The sequence below is a fragment of the Streptococcus parasanguinis genome (assembly GCF_047463195.1).
Taxonomy (GTDB): Bacteria; Bacillota; Bacilli; order Lactobacillales; family Streptococcaceae; genus Streptococcus; species Streptococcus parasanguinis_R.
This window is the reverse complement of the sequence record NZ_JASHEI010000003.1, coordinates 15583-31594: the sequence shown is the minus strand read 5'-3', so window position 1 is coordinate 31594 and position 16012 is coordinate 15583. Positions and strand designations below refer to the sequence as shown.

Below are 16012 nucleotides of genomic sequence, written 5' to 3'. Positions count from 1 at the left end.
CTCAAAGCACTGCTTTGAGGTTGTAGATAGAACTGACGAAGTCAGTAACATATATACGGTAAGGCGACGCTGACGTGGTTTGAATTTGATTTTCGAAGAGTATTACAAGGATAGTATAACCCCTCCCCTTAGGTCAGAGTCAAGGCTTAACATAAAAAAAGTTTTCAGATAAAAAAGGCTTGAGTTGTTTCACAACTTTTAACTCAAACCCTTTCTTTTTTATGGATGACTCACGATCAATTCTAAACCTTGCCCTTCCAAAGTCCAAGATTCAACATCGCTCGGTAAGATAAAGTGACTTCCTTTTCGAATAGGATAATCCTTTCCATCTACCGTCAATTTTCCTTCTCCGGCTAAGACGCTTAACAAGCTGTAATCAGCAGTCTTTTCAAAATCAGCTTTTCCAGTCAGTTCCCACTTATAAACGGTGAAGAAGTCACTTGCAACCAAGGTGGTCATTCGAAGATCATCGACAACAACTGTATCTGGATGACTATTTGCCGGCTCACCGATGTTTAACACATCAATCGATTTTTCCAAGTGAAGCTCCCGCAAGTTTCCTTGAGCATCCTTGCGGTCAAAATCATAAACCCGGTAGGTGGTGTCACTCGACTGTTGGGTTTCAAGAATCAAAATTCCAGAACCAATGGCGTGCATGGTCCCGCTTGGCACATAGAAGAAATCTCCAGCCTTGACTGGAACCTTTGTCAGCAAAGCATCCCAGTTCTTGTCCTCAATTTGCTGACGGAGTTCTTCTTTTGACTTGGCATTGTGTCCATAGATAATCTCAGATCCTTCATCAGCCGCAATCACATACCAACACTCAGTTTTTCCAAGTTCTCCTTCATGTTCCATTGCATAGGTATCATCTGGGTGCACCTGTACACTGAGCCAATCGTTGGCATCCAAAATCTTTGTTAATAAAGGAAAGACAGGCTCTTTACGATTACTGAATAATTCCCGGTGCTCTTGATAGAGCTGATCCAATCCCATTCCTTCGTATGGACCATTGGCTACTTTAGAAACACCATGTGGATGGGCTGAAATCGCCCAAAATTCACCGACATGGTCGCTCGGAATTTCGTAACCAAATTCTTCTTTCAGACGAGTTCCTCCCCAAATTTTTTCCTGCATGACTGAATGTAAAAATAATGGTTGTCCCATAATATCCTCCTCGCATTTCATGTTTCTATTATACAAAAAAAAGAAAGTTTTTGAAAGCCCTTCCCATTATTTTCCTCTCTCGCCAGAAACTTCATTTTTGTGTATAATGAAAGGGATGACACTAAAAGAAAATATTATCCAACTGGCGCATTCTATTGGGATTTCAAAAATTGGATTTACAACTGCTGATGACTTTGCTTATTTGGAAAAATCGCTCCGCTTGGCCGTTGAGGAAGGACGGAATTCTGGATTCGAGCATAAGAATATTGAAGAGCGCATCCAACCCAAATTAAGTCTCTCCTCCGCAAAGACCATCATCTCAATCGCTGTCGCCTACCCCCACAAACTCAAGCAACAACCTCAAAAAACAGCCTATAAAAGAGGAAAATTCACTCCAAACAGCTGGGGGTTAGACTACCATTATGTCCTTCAAGACAAGCTCAACCGCTTAGCTACTGGGATTGAAGAAATGACGCAGGATTTTGAATACAAGGGCATGGTCGATACTGGAGCATTGGTTGATACGGCTGTCGCCCAACGAGCAGGGATTGGCTTTATCGGAAAAAATGGCTTGGTCATTTCAAAAGAATACGGTTCTTACATGTTTCTGGGCGAATTGATTACCAACCTCGAAATCGAACCGGATCAGCCAGTCGACTATGGTTGTGGAGACTGTCGGCGTTGTTTAGATGCTTGCCCAACCTCCTGTTTAATCGGAGATGGCTCTATGAATGCCAAGCGTTGTTTGTCCTTCCAAACCCAAGACAAGGGCATGATGGACCTAGAATTTCGCAAGAAAATTAAAACGGTCATCTATGGATGTGACATCTGTCAGATTAGCTGCCCTTATAACAAAGGGCTAGATAATCCCTTGGCAACAGAAATCGATCCTGATCTGGCTCATCCAGAGTTGATTCCCTTTATCGAACTGTCCAACGGTCAATTTAAGGAAAAATTCGGGAACGTTGCTGGAAGCTGGCGAGGCAAAAATATCCTCCAGCGCAATGCCATTATCGCACTAGCCAATGCCAATGACCGCTCGGCCATTCCTAAGCTCCTGAACATCATCGAAACTTCACAAAATCAGATTCATATTGCAACGGCTATCTGGTCTTTAGGGCAACTGCTCCGTGAAGTCACGCCGGACCTTGTTGAGCTCTTACGGAATATCAAACATCCGACGGATGCCATCATAGAAGAACGAACTGCTTTCTTTGAAAAATTCAGTGTTCAAGCAGATTCACAGCTACAATGAAAAAACACTAAGGTTGTATCCTTAGTGTTTTTTTAGTTCCTTCAAGAAATACCAACTACCCATCTCTACTTGGTTAAAGCTAATCTCACTTGAATAGACTTCCTTGTAACCATTTTTCGTGTAAAAATAGACATTTCCTTTGGTATTGGTATAAAAGGCTAGTTTTTTTCCTTGGATCTCTTCCAAGAAAGGCTCAATTCCTTCTGTCATAAAGCGACTGCCATAGCCCTGCCGTTGGTGTTTAGGGGCGACTGCGAGAAGCATCAAATACCAATCAAAGTCTACATTTTGCTCCAATTCCTTATCCGTGTCCTCCATAAATTTAAAGTAGGCCAACATATTTTTCAAGGAAATAAACTTGAGCAAACCAAATCCCCCATTTAAGAGATAGGCCCGAAAAGGAATCGGTCCCTTTTGCAACAAGGCTACCGCATAAATTTCATCGTTTTTTTCTGCCACAAGGCAAATATGGTGCTTAAGAAAAACCTTCACCAAGATGCGCATCATTGCCTCAACAAAGGCTGGGTATTGCTTGGGATCCCGAACCAAATCCTTGATAACTTTTAAAAATAGATAGTCCTCAAAGGCTGTACTGGCTACTCGAACCACCTGATCCAGATCTGCTTTTTCTGCTTTTCTGTACTTCATCTTCTCTCCTATTCTAAGTCCACTTTCCAGTATACACTATCCCTCGCTCTTAGACAAAGGTCAATTTTCAGCAATTTGTTCATTCAAACCAGCAAAAAGAGTCCTCCCCAAACGAGTCCCAGCCCCCAAGCGACGAGAACATCCTTGGAATAATGAACCCCTCCAATAACTCGGACAAGGGCTAATAGAAGAGATAGGAGCATGGAGCACATTCCTAGAGAAAGCGACAACTGACAGACACACATGGAGATAATGGTCGCCGAAAATACATGTCGGCTAGGAAAGGAATGACCAGATGAATTCTTTTCTAATAAGGGTTGAATCTCCCATTTTTCATAAGGTCTTGGAACATTGACCCAATGACGAAAGAGGCTAAACAAGACAAAACCCGAAGCAGGGATCCAGATAAAAGGCCAGATTTCTCCCATTGAAGTTTTCTTTAAAAACAGCCAACAAAAGACCAGGCCGTAGATGCCTGGCATCACGAAAGTCAGGATTCGATTCATCCTTTGAAGAACCTGCACACGATGTGGCTTTCTCGTAAAAGGCAGGGTTAGCCAACGATAAAATTTCGGATAATCTTGAAGATTGGGCTTCATGTTGGCACTCCTGTCTATCATCTCATTTTTGTACTACTAGTATACGCGATCCTAAGAAAGCCTGTCAAGCCAGGCTTCTTTTTTATCCTTTCTTTCTTCTTTTTCACATGATTTAGCACTAAAATCTGATGATTTATCATTTTTCTGTCTCCAAGAAACGTCTTTTCCATTACTATTATCGATAAAAAAATGAGGCTGGGACAAAAGTCCTAGCCTCTTAATTGTTTTTGGATTGTCGAACAAGACGCAGTGGTTGAGTGGGCTCTACTACGCTGATTTCATCAGCTTTTACAGCCCTACTCAACTGTGCGGAGGTGGGACGACGAAATCGAATTCTAACGAATTACCGATTTCTGTCCCACTCTCATTTTTTCACTTTGTATGTTACGCCCTTTGTATCTTGTCGGAATTGCGACAGGACGAAGGTGGATCGATATTATCCACCTGAGGAGTTAGTGAGTCGTGTCGGCAAGGCACCATTGTGCTTGCCGTTACACGAATTGAACACGCCCTAAATGCTGGGTGAAAAACGCTAACTATACTAGCACTAACTTCCAGACACAGTAGCTGATTGAACTCTTCTCTCGCTTGATAAGCTCGGAAGAATTCTAATCAGCCTTGTGGGGGTAGGACGGCGAAGCGTCCACAATCGTATAGCTTCTGTCCTACTCCCTATTTTCACTGTGCATTTTACGGGCTTTGTATCTTGTTGTTACGCTACTTCTTCTGTGAATTGGCTATTGTAGAGATCAGCATAGAAGCCATTTTGGGTCATGAGTTCTTGGTGATTACCCTGCTCGATAATATTTCCATCTTTCATCACGAGAATCAGATCCGCATTACGAATAGTGGACAAGCGATGGGCAATGACAAAGGAGGTCCGGCCTTCCATGAGTTTGTCCATAGCTTTTTGAATCAACTCTTCTGTACGGGTATCGACAGATGAGGTTGCTTCATCCAAGATAAGAAGCGGAGCATCCTTCAAGAGGGCACGCGCAATGGTCAAGAGTTGCTTTTGACCCACGGACAAGGTCACTGAATCATCTAATACAGTATCATAGCCATTCGGCAAGGTCCGAATAAAGTGATGGACCCCAACCGCTCGGGTTGCTGCTTCCACCGCTTCGTCTGAAATATCCGTTTGATTGAAGACCAGGTTTTCTCGAATGGTCCCCTCAAATAGCCAGGTATCTTGCAAGACCATCGAAAAGGCATCATGAACTTCTTCTCGGCTCATGGCCTTAGTATCCACACCATCGATGGTAATTTTACCAGCTTGAATGTCGTAAAAACGCATCAAGAGATTGACCATGGTCGTCTTACCTGCACCTGTCGGACCAACAATGGCCACCTTCTGTCCTGGCTTAGCTTCAGCTGTAAAGTCATGGATAATAGTCTTATCTGGTGAATAACCAAAGCGAACATGTTCAAAGGTAACATGACCTTTTGGCACTTCCAATTGGCGTGTTTTTTGGGATTCATCTTCCATTTCTTCTTCGTCTAAGAATTCAAAGACACGCCCCATAGCAGCACTAGCTGATTGCAATTGGGTAATGCCTTGAGCCATTTGACTAATTGGTTGGGTAAAGATGCGGACATAGGTCATAAAGGCAACAATGGTCCCGATGGTAATGTCTCCATTAATGGTGAGGACAGCCCCAACGATACAGACCATGACATAGCCGAAATTCCCTACAAACTGCATCAAGGGCATCATGATCCCAGAGAAGAATTGGGATTTCCACATGCTATGGTACAAATCTTGGTTGATGGCATCAAAATGATTTTTGGCTTGGTGACGGCCATTGTAGGAAATGACGATATTGTGGCCACTATAGATTTCTTCAACATAACCTGAAACTTTGGCAAGGTTGTCCTGTTGTTGCTTAAAGAGAGGCTGGCTCTTGACCATAATGATGCTGGAAAGAGCAAAACCTGCAAAGACGGACACAATCGCTGTCACCGCCAAGTGCCAGTCCGTCTTAAACATCATAAGGATGGAGCCAATCAATAAGACAATAGAAGAGACCATTTGAACCAAGCTTTGGTTAAAGGATTGGGTCATCAAATCCACGTCATTGGTCACACGAGACAAGGTATCTCCTTGTTCATGGCTATCAAAATATTGGAGGGGCACGCGATTGATCTTCTCAGCAATGGCATTGCGCAAGCGTTCTGCGAAGCGCTGAATCATCGTTGAGATAATGAAGCTACTGCTGTAGGACACTAGTGCTCCAACTCCATAAAGGATGGCTAAGGTCAGAGCAATCGAAGTGATCTTGTCAATATCAATGACTCCTCCCATCCCTTTTGTGATAGTATCCGTGATTTCTTTTAATTTATCCGGTCCAATAACCGTGATAATACTCGATACGACCGAAAAGAGGATAGCAACTAGGAAAAATAGGTGGAAGCCCTTCAAATAGGGAGAAAGTTGTCTCCAAAGGGACGATTCTTGTTTTGTTTTATGCATGTTCCAACTCCTCCTTAGACAATTGTGAATAGGCAATTTCTTGATAGACTTCATTGGTCGCAAGCAATTCCTTGTGGGTACCTTGACCGACGACCTTCCCTTGATCCAAGACCAAAATCAAATCCGCATCCATAATGGTCGAAATCCGTTGCGCAACGATCAATTTGGTCGTATCTGCCAACTTTTCTTTTAGGGCTTGTCGCAAGATCCGATCTGTTTTATAATCCAGGGCTGAGAAGGAATCATCAAAGATGAGGATCTCGGGCTTGCGTGCAAGGGCACGCGCAATCGCCAAACGTTGACGTTGTCCTCCAGAGAAGTTGCTTCCTCCTTGCGCTACTTCTGTATCCAAGCCCTTCTCTTTTGCGGCAACAAACTCTTTGGCTTGGGCCAATTCAAGAGCTTTCCAGATGGCTTCATCCTCTAATTTTCCTTGGCTACTTTCCCCAAATTCCATATTGGAGCGAATCGTGCCACTAAAGAGCACTGCTTTTTGTGGAATGTAGCCGACTTTATTGTTCAATTCTTGGTGGCTATAGTCCTTGACATTCACCCCATCCACTAAGATCTTTCCTTCTGTCGCATCGTAAAAACGCGGGATTAAATTGACCAAAGTGGATTTACCAGAACCAGTTGATCCGATGAAGGCAACGGTTTGTCCTTTCTGAGCTGAGAAGGTCACGTGCTCAATCACAGCACGGGAAGTCCGTCCATATCGGAAGGAAACGTCTTGAAATTCTACACTTCCTTTTTCTCCAGACTCAGTCTTGGACTCAGATGGAAAATCAACAGACGGCTCTAGAGCCAAGACCTGATTAATCCGTTTTGCGGATACTAAGGCACGAGGCAGAATAATCAAGATGGCCACCATCATCATAAAGCCAATGACAACCTGCATGGCGTAAGAGGAGAAGGTGATCATATCGGAGAAGACCTTGGTCCGATCCGCTAATGCAGGACTGGTGAAGATCTTTGTAGGATCTTTTGGCATGGCGATATCATTGATCAAGTGCGCCCCAATCCAGTAGATAGCAAGGGTCAAACCACTTGATACCACTGTCATGACAGGGTTCATCAGAGACATCAAACGATAAACAAAGAGATTTAGACGGGTTAAGCCCTTGTTTTCCGTTTGGAATTTTTCATTTTGATACGCTTCTGCATTGTAGGCACGGACCACGCGCACCCCAGTCAAACTCTCCCGTGTCGTCGCATTCAAGGCATCGGTCAAACCCTGAACCTTTTGCTGGCGCGGAAAGGCAATCAGAACAAGAACAGAGAGAAGAATCAAGACCATCAAGACCGCAATCCCAACAGACGTTGTCCAGGCACTGTTCTTCCCCCAAATCTTGGTCAGAGCCCAAATCGCCATAATGGGACCACGCGTCACAACTTGCATCCCCATGACAATCATGATTTGTAACTGGGTCAAATCATTGGTTGTACGAGTTAAGAGAGAGGGAACGGAGAATTTCTTGATCTCGGCATCAGAGTAATCCATCACTTGATGGAAAATCTCTCCTCTAAGTCGCGTCGTAAAGCTGGCAGCGACTCTTGAAGCCAAAAAGCCCACAAAAACTGCCATCAAAAAGCTTCCAAAAGAGAAGAGCAACATCTTGCTTCCCGGATCCATAATATCAGAAACCTTGGTCCCATCCTTAGCTAAGAGGGTCGTGATATCAGATAAGTATTCAGGAGTCTTTAAATCCATCCAAACAGCCAGACAGATAAAGACCGTACTAAGGGCAATCATGCCCCATTCTTTGGCGGTTAACCGCCGAAACATATTGATCATTCCTCGCTCCTTTTTTTCATATTCTCATAAAATTGATGCATGACCTTGAAAAAGATGGCCAATTCTTCTTCTGATACACCAGCCATCATCTTCTGGTCCACTTCCTCAAAGAATTGCTTCATGTCATTCAAATTGGCTTTCACACTGTCTGTTAGGTAGACATACTTGGCCCGTTTATCGGTCGGACTAGCCTCTAAATAAATAAAGCCATTTTTCTCCATTCGCTTGATCAGATTACTGGTCACGGATTTTGCGATATGAAGTTCCTGCTCAACATCCCGAATCAAGGTCACTTTTCCCTCCTTTTCACGATGAGATAAGAAGCTCAATACCTGACCTTGGGGTCCTGCGCTAAATTCAAGCCCCTGCTTCTTGGCCTCTCTTTCTACCATGAGGTGAATGAGATGGCCGATTTTTTTAAATTCTTGTAACGGTTTGTCCATCATTCCTCCAAATAGTTCTCATAAGAACTTTAAAGTTACTATGAGAACTATTTTAGCACAAAAAAGATCCCTGTCAAGAAAAAAGTTTCTATAAGAACTAAAAAATGGAGCCGAATCGACTCCATCCTTCATCTTTAGATAATAATGCCTTCTAGATGATCCATTTCATGCTGACAGATCTGGGCTGGAAAACCTGACAAACGAATCGTTTTTGCTTTCCAATTCACATCTCGATAGGCCACTGAAATCTCCTCATAACGAGTGGTTGGCCGAATCCCTACCAAGGATAAGCATCCTTCCTCTGTTTGGTAAGGCTTTTTCTTTTCAAGGAGAACAGGATTAAACAGGACCAGATTTTCACTTCCCATTCGGATGATAATCGCCCGTTTTTTCACCCCGATCATATTAGCCGCTAAACCCACACACTCAAGGAGATGAGCATTTAAGGTGTCCTGCAAATCCAAAGCCAAGGTGCGATCCTCAGGTGTCGCTTCTTCTGACTTTTGACCCAAGAATAAGACATCCTTTACAATATTCTTTTTCATTCCTTCCTCACTTCTTGATAGATAGACGAAAGAAGTGAGTGGGACAGAAATCGATAATTCGTTAGAATTCGATTTCGTCGTCCCACCTCCGCACAGTTAAGTAGGGCTGTAAAAGCTGATGAAATCAGCGTAGTAGAGCCCACTCAACCACTGCGTCTTGCTCGACAATCCAAAAATAATTGAGAGGCTAGGACTTGTGTCCCAGCCTCCTCGCTCTTGTTTCTAACCTCTAAGAGACAATTGCTTCTTATTTTTTTAGCTTCTCGCTCACTTCTTTTGCAAGGACAAAGTTCCCCAAGGTCGCTGAACCATTGCCAGCAACTGCAGGTGTCACAATGTAATCTCTCACATCTGGTACAGGGAGGTAACCGTTCAAGAGAGCAGTAAATTTCGTGCGAACACGATCTAACATGTGTTGTTGAGCCATGACTCCTCCTCCAAAGACAATGACGTCTGGGCGGAAGGTAACTGTCGCATTCACTGCTGCTTGTGCGATGTAGTAGGCTTGAATATCCCATACATTGCTGTTGAGTTCAATGTTTTCCCCACGAATACCTGTACGAGCTTCGAGACTAGGACCAGCCGCAAAGCCTTCCAAACAGCCATTGTGGAAAGGACAAACACCCTTGAATTCTTTTTCCACATCCATTGGGTGTTGAGCCACATAGTAGTGTCCCATTTCTGGGTGTCCAGCTCCCCCGATAAACTCACCACGTTGGATGACACCAGCTCCGATTCCTGTTCCGATTGTATAGTAAACCAAGTTTTCGATATGACCACCCGCGTTATTGCGTGCGACCACTTCTCCATAGGCAGAGCTATTCACATCTGTCGTGAAATAGATAGGTACATTCAAGGCACGACGGAAAGCCCCAACGATATCTACATTGGCCCAATTTGGTTTTGGAGTCGTTGTGATGAAACCATAAGTGTTTGAATTTGGATCGATATCAATTGGTCCAAAGGATCCGATCGCAAGCCCAACTAGATCCTCAAATTTTGAGAAAAATTCAATACACTTATCAATCGTCTCAATTGGCTTGGTTGTTGGAAATTGTACTTTTTCCACAACATTATAGTTTTCATCACCAACCGCACAAACAAATTTTGTACCGCCAGCTTCCAAACTTCCATATAATTTTGTCATGTTGGCTCCTTTTTTATTATGAAAAATATCCTGTATTTATTATAGCATATTTTGTAGTCAATCTTTTTCTCTTCTCTAAAGAAAAAACACACCTTTTTTTGAGAAATAAAATTCAAGGACTGGAGATGATAGACCAGTCCTTGAGAACTTATTGTTTCGATTAAGCTTTGACTTCGATGATCGCATCACCCTTCGCAACAGATCCAGTTGCAACAGGTGTGACAGAAGCAAAGTCAGCTGTGTTAGTGACGATCACCATAGTTGTGTCTTCAAGACCAGCTGCGGCAATTTTCGCTGCATCAAATGTACCAAGGACATCACCAGCTTTAACTTTATCGCCTTGAGCTACTTTTTGATCAAATCCTTCACCGTTCATTGATACTGTATCAATCCCAACGTGGATCAAGATTTCAGCACTATTAGCTGTTTTCAAACCGTAAGCATGTCCAGTCGCAAAAGCAATCGTTACTTCAGCATCTGCTGGCGCATAGACAACGCCTTCAGTTGGTTTGATGGCAATTCCTTGTCCCATCGCACCACTTGAGAAGACAGGATCATTCACATCAGCAAGCGCTACTGTACTACCAACGATAGGAGTTACAATCACTTCATCTGCAAGTGTTGCTTCAACTTCTTCAGAAGCAGCTGCTACTTCTTTGGCTTCTGCTTTTTCAGCAGTTTCTGCTGCTGCTACATTTCCTTCTGCAGCAAACACATCTGCTGCTTTTGTCTTACCGTAGAAGTAAGTCAATGCAAAGGCTACCGCAAAGGCAATCACTTCACACAAGAGGTAGAATGGGATGGATGTTGCATTGATTGAAAGGAATCCAAGGAAACCTGCTGATCCAAGTGAAACAGCAACGACTTGGAGAAGACCTGCAAAGAGGGCACCTACTGCTGAACCGATAAGGGCACAGAAGAATGGGAATTTGTATTTCAAGTTAACCCCGAAGAGGGCTGGTTCTGTGATACCAAGAAGGGCAGACACACCTGCAGAAGATGCAAGACCTTTGGTTTTTTCGCTCTTCGTCAAGAACAAGATGGCAAAAGTTGCAGCACCTTGCGCTACGTTGGCCATTGATGCGACAACGAAGATGAAATCTCCATGACCCGCACCTTTTTGCCATGCTGAAAGCAATTGTGTTTCGATAGCTGGGAATGATTGGTGAAGACCTGTCATAACGATCAATGAGTAAGTTCCACCAAAGACTGTCATACCGATAAAGCTTGTTGTGTTATACAACCATACAATAGCATCTGTGATTCCGTTTGATACCAAAAGCATCACTGGACCAACCACTGTAAAGGTAAGGAAACCAGTAATCATCACAGAAAGCAATGGAGTAAAGGTAAAGTCAACAGCTGATGGCAATTTCTTGTGGAAGAATTTTTCCAAATGCGCCAAGATCCAGATCGCTGCTAAGACAGGAATAACTTGGTAAGCATAGTTTGTTTGTGCTACATTGTAACCAAAGATATCCCAGAATTTAGTAGCCCCACCAAGATCTGGTGTGGTCATGATCATACCGATCGCAGCACCCAAGAAGATGTTTGCTCCAAAGCGTTTGGCTGCAGAAATACCAACCAAAATTGGCAAGAACATAAATGGTGCAGCTGACATCAATTGGATCATAGCTGAAAGACCCTTGATAGCTGGGTACATTTCTTCCAATGATTTAGGTCCAAATAAACCAGCTGAAGTCAAGAAGTTCCGAAGGGCCATCAAGAGACCACCTGCAACCAAGGCAGGGATGATTGGAACGAAGATATCAGACAAGAGTTTAATCAAGGCCATCAATGGGTTGAATTTCTTATCTTTTGCAGCGATTTGTTTCAAATCGTCTGTTGATACTTCTTTCAAACCAGTCGCTTTAATCAGCTCTTCATAAACAAAGTTTACATCTCCAGGTCCGATGATGACTTGGTATTGACCATCTGATTTGAAGGTTCCTTTGACATCTGCATTGTTATCAAGTGCAGCTTGATCAACTTTGCTATCGTCTTTCAATACCAAACGTAGACGTGTCGCACAGTGTGCTGCCGCAACAAGGTTATCTTTACCAACTGCTTCGATAACCTCTTTGGCTACTTTATTGTAATCCATAAAGTAAATCTCCTTATTTTTTGTAATGTAAACGGTTAAATCGTTTCTACGTTTTTAATTGTACCACGTATTGAAAATATGTCAAGCGTTTTGCAGGATTTTTTTGAAACTTTTTTAGACTTTTTGACACGTTTTGACAGAATGAAACTATTTTCATTTCAAGAGAGGCTTATACTACGCTTTTTAGTGCTTTAATTCAGTCTTTTATTTTCATTTTCTTTCATTTTTTCATGGATTTTCAACTTCTCATTTTTTCTTCAAACTACAAAATAGATGTCAATCGTTTGACATTTTTTGCCATTCTTTTCATTTATCGCTTGCATTTTTAATGGGAAATCGTTACTATGGAAGTAAGAAAAAATTCGGAGGACTAAAATGGAATGGACAACTGAACGTCGTTACCGACGTTATGAAGACTGGACAACAGAGGAAAAGCAAGCGATCCAAGAAAACATGGCGAAATCTCCTTGGCATACACACTACCATGTAGAGCCAAAGGCTGGTCTCTTAAATGATCCTAACGGTTTTTCCTACTTTGATGGGAAATGGATCTTGTTTTACCAAAATTTTCCATTTGGTGCAGCCCATGGGTTAAAATCATGGGTACAAACAGAAAGTGAAGACTTGGTTCATTTCAAAGAAACTGGTGTAACGCTTCTTCCAGACACAGATCTGGATAGCCATGGCGCTTATTCCGGATCAGCCATGCAGTTTGGTGACAAACTATTCTTATTCTACACTGGAAATGTTCGTGATGCAGAATGGGTCCGTCATCCTTACCAAGTCGGTGCTTTGATGGACAAAGACGGAAAGATTGAAAAAATTGACAAAATCTTGATTGATCAACCGGCTGATTCGACCGATCACTTCCGTGACCCACAGATTTTTAATTTCAAGGGTCAATACTACGCTATCGTTGGTGGTCAAGACCTTGAGAAGAAAGGATTCATCCGTCTTTATAAGGCTGTAGATAACGACTATACCAACTGGGTTGCAGTCGGTGACTTGGATTTTGCAAACGATCGGACAGCTTATATGATGGAATGTCCTAACCTAGTCTTTGTTGGAGACCAACCCGTTCTCCTCTACTGTCCTCAAGGCTTAGATAAATCCGTTCTCGATTATGACAATATCTATCCAAATATGTACAAGATCGGGGCAAGCTTTGACCCAGAAAAGGCCAAAATGGTTGATGTATCTGAATTGCATAATCTCGACTATGGTTTTGAAGCCTATGCCACTCAAGGATTTAATGCACCCGATGGACGTGCCTATGCTGTCAGCTGGCTAGGTCTTCCAGACGTTTCTTATCCAACAGATTCCTATGACTACCAAGGAGCTCTCTCACTAGTCAAAGAATTAACCATCAAAGATGGCAAACTCTACCAATACCCAGTTGAAGCGATCAAGGACTTGCGCGCTGAGAGTGAGGCATTTGCCAACAAGGCACAAACCAAGAACTGCTATGAATTGGAATTGCAGTTTGAAAAGGATAGCCAGAACGAAATCGTCCTCTTTGCCGATGCAGAAGGAAAGGGCTTAGCTCTCACATTTGATCTGGCTAAAGGATTGGTCACAGTCGATCGAAGCCAGGCTGGTGAGCAATATGCCCAAGAATTCGGTACGAGCCGTAGCTGCACAATCGCTAACCAAGCGACAACTGCTAATATTTTCATTGACAATTCGATTTTTGAAATCTTTATTAATAAAGGAGAAAAAGTATTTTCTGGTCGGGTCTACCCACATGCGGATCAAAATGGAATCTTGATCAAGTCTGGAACCCCTACTGGAACTTACTACGAACTTGATTATGGTCGCAAAGCTAACTGATGTCGCCAAACTCGCCGGTGTCAGCCCTACTACTGTCTCACGGGTTATCAATAAAAAAGGATACCTGTCTGAAAAAACGATCCAAAAAGTCCAAGAAGCCATGCGAGAATTGGGCTATAAACCTAACAATGTTGCTCGTAGCCTCCAAGGAAAATCAGCCAAGTTAGTCGGCTTGATCTTTCCCAACATCAGCAATGTTTTCTATGCTGAATTAATTGACAAACTAGAGCACCAACTCTTCAAACACGGCTATAAAACCATCATCTGCAATAGTGAGCACGACTCCGAGAAAGAGCGCGAATACATTGAGATGTTGGAGGCTAACCAGGTAGATGGCATCATTTCAGGAAGTCATAATTTGGGCATTGAAGATTACAACCGGGTAACTGCTCCTATCATTGCTTTTGACCGCAACCTCTCCCCAGAAATTCCGGTTGTTTCTTCAGACAACTACGCTGGTGGAGTTTTAGCAGCAGAAACCCTGGTCAAAAGTGGTTCTAAAAAGATCATCATGATCACAGGTAATGACAACTCTAACTCCCCAACTGGCTTGCGTCATGCGGGATTTGCATCAGTTCTACCTGAGTCCATGATCATCAATGTTTCCAGTGATTTCTCCCCTATTCGCAAAGAAATGGAAATCAAACAGATCTTAACCCAGCAAAAACCAGATGCCATTTTTGCCTCCGATGATTTGACGGCGATCTTGATCATGAAAGTCGCTAGAGAATTAGATATTCAGATTCCTCAGGATTTGAAAGTGATTGGTTATGATGGAACCCAGTTCATCGAAACCTATACACCTGAACTGACAACCATCCAGCAACCTCTAAAGGATATTGCCGTTCTGATGGTGGATCTACTACTCCAAAAGATCGAAGGAAAAAAAGTAGCGACTACCGGTTATTTCTTGCCCGTTAGTCTCCACTCTGGAAAAAGTGTCTAAAACAACGAGGCTAGGACAAAAGTCCTAGCCTCTCAATTATTTTTGGATTGTCGAGCAAGACGCAGTGGTTGAGTGGGCTCTACTGCGCTGATTTCATCAGCTTTTACAGCCCTACTCAACTGTGCGGAGGTGGGACGACGAAATCGAATTCTAACGAATTACCGATTTCTGTCCCACTCTCATATTTTTTACCAAAAAAAGAGCCAGTAGGCTCTTTTTACTTATTCTTCTGTCACAAATTGACTGAGGACACCGTTGACAAATCGTGAAGAGGTTTCATCCGAAAAGGCCTTGGCCAATTCCACCGCTTCATTGACTGCGACGATCTGTGGTGTATCAAACTCTGTCATTTCATAAATTCCCAGACGAAGGATATTTTTCTCTACCAAGGTCAAGCGCTCAACAGTCCAGCCGGTTTTCAAATGTTGACCGATTTGTTGGTCTAGTTGATCTTTTGACTGATAGACACCCGTCACGAGATTCATGAGAAAGGCAGGAAGATCGACTTCTTTGTCTTCTGCTAGGTCCTTGTCATGTAGATAAGCAAAGTGACAAGCTTCAACAATGTCTCCATCGTATTCCAAGGCCATCAAGGCTTGGAAGGCGCGCTCACGCAAATCTCGACGTGATTCTAATAAAATTTCATCAGTCATTGAGGAAGTCCTCATTAAACAAGTCTTTCAAGTCTGGTTTTGGAGATTTTTCCGTTGCGATACCGACAACGTGAATGTTGACAGCATCCAAGGTTACATCTGCCATATCATAAACCGCAGACTTAACCGCTTTTTGAATCGCTACTGCAACAGACGGTACAGCGACTCCGTACTCCAAATAAAGATAGATGTCTACTGAAACTTGACCATCTTCTTCCGTATGAAGGTAGACGCCACGTCCAAGTGAGCGTTTGGACAAGCTATCTGAAACACTCTTGTTTTCAAGCGAATAGACACCCTCTACTTTTGCTGTCGCAATCGCAATAATTTTTTCTAATACACGTGGTGCAATAACGATGTCACCAAATTGTTCAGTTGCCATAGAAGTTCCTTTCTATTTGACACCCTGA

14 protein-coding genes are annotated in these 16012 nt (G+C 42.9%); 3 read left to right on the top strand and 11 right to left on the bottom strand.

Going from position 1 to position 16012, the window contains the following annotated elements; translation table 11 throughout:
* Nucleotides 1-219: 219 nt before the first annotated feature.
* On the bottom strand, nt 220-1164 hold the full coding sequence (gene manA, locus QM870_RS03190) for a mannose-6-phosphate isomerase, class I (RefSeq protein ID WP_049522813.1): 945 nt from the start codon (nt 1162-1164) through the stop codon (nt 220-222).
* Between the two features lie 115 nt (nt 1165-1279).
* On the opposite strand from manA, the gene queG reads away from it, so the two are divergent.
* The gene (gene queG, locus QM870_RS03185) at nt 1280-2419 is read left to right on the top strand and encodes a tRNA epoxyqueuosine(34) reductase QueG (protein WP_049522814.1); all 1140 of its coding nucleotides are present in this window, start codon (nt 1280-1282) and stop codon (nt 2417-2419) included.
* A 21-nt stretch (nt 2420-2440) separates the two neighbouring features.
* On the opposite strand, the gene QM870_RS03180 is transcribed toward queG, so the two are convergent.
* The 8 genes from QM870_RS03180 to QM870_RS03145 all read right to left on the bottom strand — a co-directional run bounded on the left by QM870_RS03180 (nt 2441) and on the right by QM870_RS03145 (nt 12173).
* Nucleotides 2441-3067 (bottom strand): GNAT family N-acetyltransferase, encoded by a 627-nt coding sequence (locus tag QM870_RS03180; RefSeq protein WP_024054808.1) that lies wholly within the window; start codon nt 3065-3067, stop codon nt 2441-2443.
* 83 nt (nt 3068-3150) lie between these two features.
* Nucleotides 3151-3666, bottom strand: coding sequence for a phosphatase PAP2 family protein (locus tag QM870_RS03175; protein ID WP_414368585.1), 516 nt, complete (start codon nt 3664-3666; stop codon nt 3151-3153).
* Between the two features lie 712 nt (nt 3667-4378).
* Nucleotides 4379-6139, bottom strand: coding sequence for an ABC transporter ATP-binding protein (locus QM870_RS03170; protein WP_414368583.1), 1761 nt, complete (start codon nt 6137-6139; stop codon nt 4379-4381).
* A complete protein-coding gene (locus tag QM870_RS03165) occupies nt 6132-7934 on the bottom strand; it encodes an ABC transporter ATP-binding protein (RefSeq protein WP_414368580.1) in 1803 nt (600 codons plus the stop codon). The genes QM870_RS03170 and QM870_RS03165 overlap by 8 nt, the downstream gene beginning before the upstream one ends.
* Nucleotides 7931-8377, bottom strand: a complete 447-nt coding sequence (locus QM870_RS03160; RefSeq protein WP_414368577.1) for a MarR family winged helix-turn-helix transcriptional regulator — start codon at nt 8375-8377, stop codon at nt 7931-7933. Before QM870_RS03160 ends, QM870_RS03165 begins: the two co-directional genes overlap by 4 nt.
* Nucleotides 8378-8511: 134 nt before the next feature.
* On the bottom strand, nt 8512-8922 hold the full coding sequence (locus tag QM870_RS03155; RefSeq protein WP_201036782.1) for a peptide deformylase: 411 nt from the start codon (nt 8920-8922) through the stop codon (nt 8512-8514).
* Nucleotides 8923-9169: 247 nt separating this feature from the next.
* Nucleotides 9170-10069: a fructokinase ScrK gene (scrK, locus tag QM870_RS03150; protein WP_003016958.1), complete on the bottom strand. Its 900-nt coding sequence runs from the start codon at nt 10067-10069 to the stop codon at nt 9170-9172.
* Between the two features lie 160 nt (nt 10070-10229).
* Nucleotides 10230-12173 carry a sucrose-specific PTS transporter subunit IIBC gene (locus QM870_RS03145; RefSeq protein WP_414368574.1) on the bottom strand — a complete coding sequence of 648 codons (1944 nt, stop codon included), beginning with the start codon at nt 12171-12173 and terminating at the stop codon, nt 10230-10232.
* Nucleotides 12174-12548: 375 nt separating this feature from the next.
* Between QM870_RS03145 and QM870_RS03140 the strand changes: the two genes are divergently transcribed.
* Together QM870_RS03140 and QM870_RS03135 are read left to right on the top strand one after the other, a co-directional pair.
* Complete coding sequence (locus tag QM870_RS03140) at nt 12549-14003, top strand: sucrose-6-phosphate hydrolase (protein WP_347112765.1); 1455 nt, start codon at nt 12549-12551, stop codon at nt 14001-14003.
* Nucleotides 13984-14949 carry a LacI family DNA-binding transcriptional regulator gene (locus QM870_RS03135; protein WP_315377565.1) on the top strand — a complete coding sequence of 322 codons (966 nt, stop codon included), beginning with the start codon at nt 13984-13986 and terminating at the stop codon, nt 14947-14949. The genes QM870_RS03140 and QM870_RS03135 overlap by 20 nt, the downstream gene beginning before the upstream one ends.
* Nucleotides 14950-15170: 221 nt before the next feature.
* Here the strand turns inward: QM870_RS03135 and nusB are convergent, their stop codons facing one another.
* A complete protein-coding gene (nusB, locus tag QM870_RS03130; protein ID WP_347112759.1) occupies nt 15171-15602 on the bottom strand; it encodes a transcription antitermination factor NusB in 432 nt (143 codons plus the stop codon).
* Nucleotides 15595-15984, bottom strand: coding sequence for an Asp23/Gls24 family envelope stress response protein (locus QM870_RS03125; RefSeq protein WP_003005404.1), 390 nt, complete (start codon nt 15982-15984; stop codon nt 15595-15597). Before QM870_RS03125 ends, nusB begins: the two co-directional genes overlap by 8 nt.
* Nucleotides 15985-16012: the final 28 nt, after the last annotated feature.

Coding starts and splice junctions, on each gene's coding strand:
- nusB (WP_347112759.1), bottom strand. CDS start 15,602: ATGACTGATGAAATTTTATTAGAATCACGTCGAGATTTGCGTGAGCGC.
- QM870_RS03155 (WP_201036782.1), bottom strand. CDS start 8,922: ATGAAAAAGAATATTGTAAAGGATGTCTTATTCTTGGGTCAAAAGTCA.
- QM870_RS03135 (WP_315377565.1), top strand. CDS start 13,984: ATGGTCGCAAAGCTAACTGATGTCGCCAAACTCGCCGGTGTCAGCCCT.
- QM870_RS03140 (WP_347112765.1), top strand. CDS start 12,549: ATGGAATGGACAACTGAACGTCGTTACCGACGTTATGAAGACTGGACA.
- QM870_RS03125 (WP_003005404.1), bottom strand. CDS start 15,984: ATGGCAACTGAACAATTTGGTGACATCGTTATTGCACCACGTGTATTA.
- QM870_RS03165 (WP_414368580.1), bottom strand. CDS start 7,934: ATGATCAATATGTTTCGGCGGTTAACCGCCAAAGAATGGGGCATGATT.
- QM870_RS03180 (WP_024054808.1), bottom strand. CDS start 3,067: ATGAAGTACAGAAAAGCAGAAAAAGCAGATCTGGATCAGGTGGTTCGA.
- queG (WP_049522814.1), top strand. CDS start 1,280: ATGACACTAAAAGAAAATATTATCCAACTGGCGCATTCTATTGGGATT.
- QM870_RS03145 (WP_414368574.1), bottom strand. CDS start 12,173: ATGGATTACAATAAAGTAGCCAAAGAGGTTATCGAAGCAGTTGGTAAA.
- manA (WP_049522813.1), bottom strand. CDS start 1,164: ATGGGACAACCATTATTTTTACATTCAGTCATGCAGGAAAAAATTTGG.
- QM870_RS03170 (WP_414368583.1), bottom strand. CDS start 6,139: ATGCATAAAACAAAACAAGAATCGTCCCTTTGGAGACAACTTTCTCCC.
- scrK (WP_003016958.1), bottom strand. CDS start 10,069: ATGACAAAATTATATGGAAGTTTGGAAGCTGGCGGTACAAAATTTGTT.
- QM870_RS03160 (WP_414368577.1), bottom strand. CDS start 8,377: ATGGACAAACCGTTACAAGAATTTAAAAAAATCGGCCATCTCATTCAC.
- QM870_RS03175 (WP_414368585.1), bottom strand. CDS start 3,666: ATGAAGCCCAATCTTCAAGATTATCCGAAATTTTATCGTTGGCTAACC.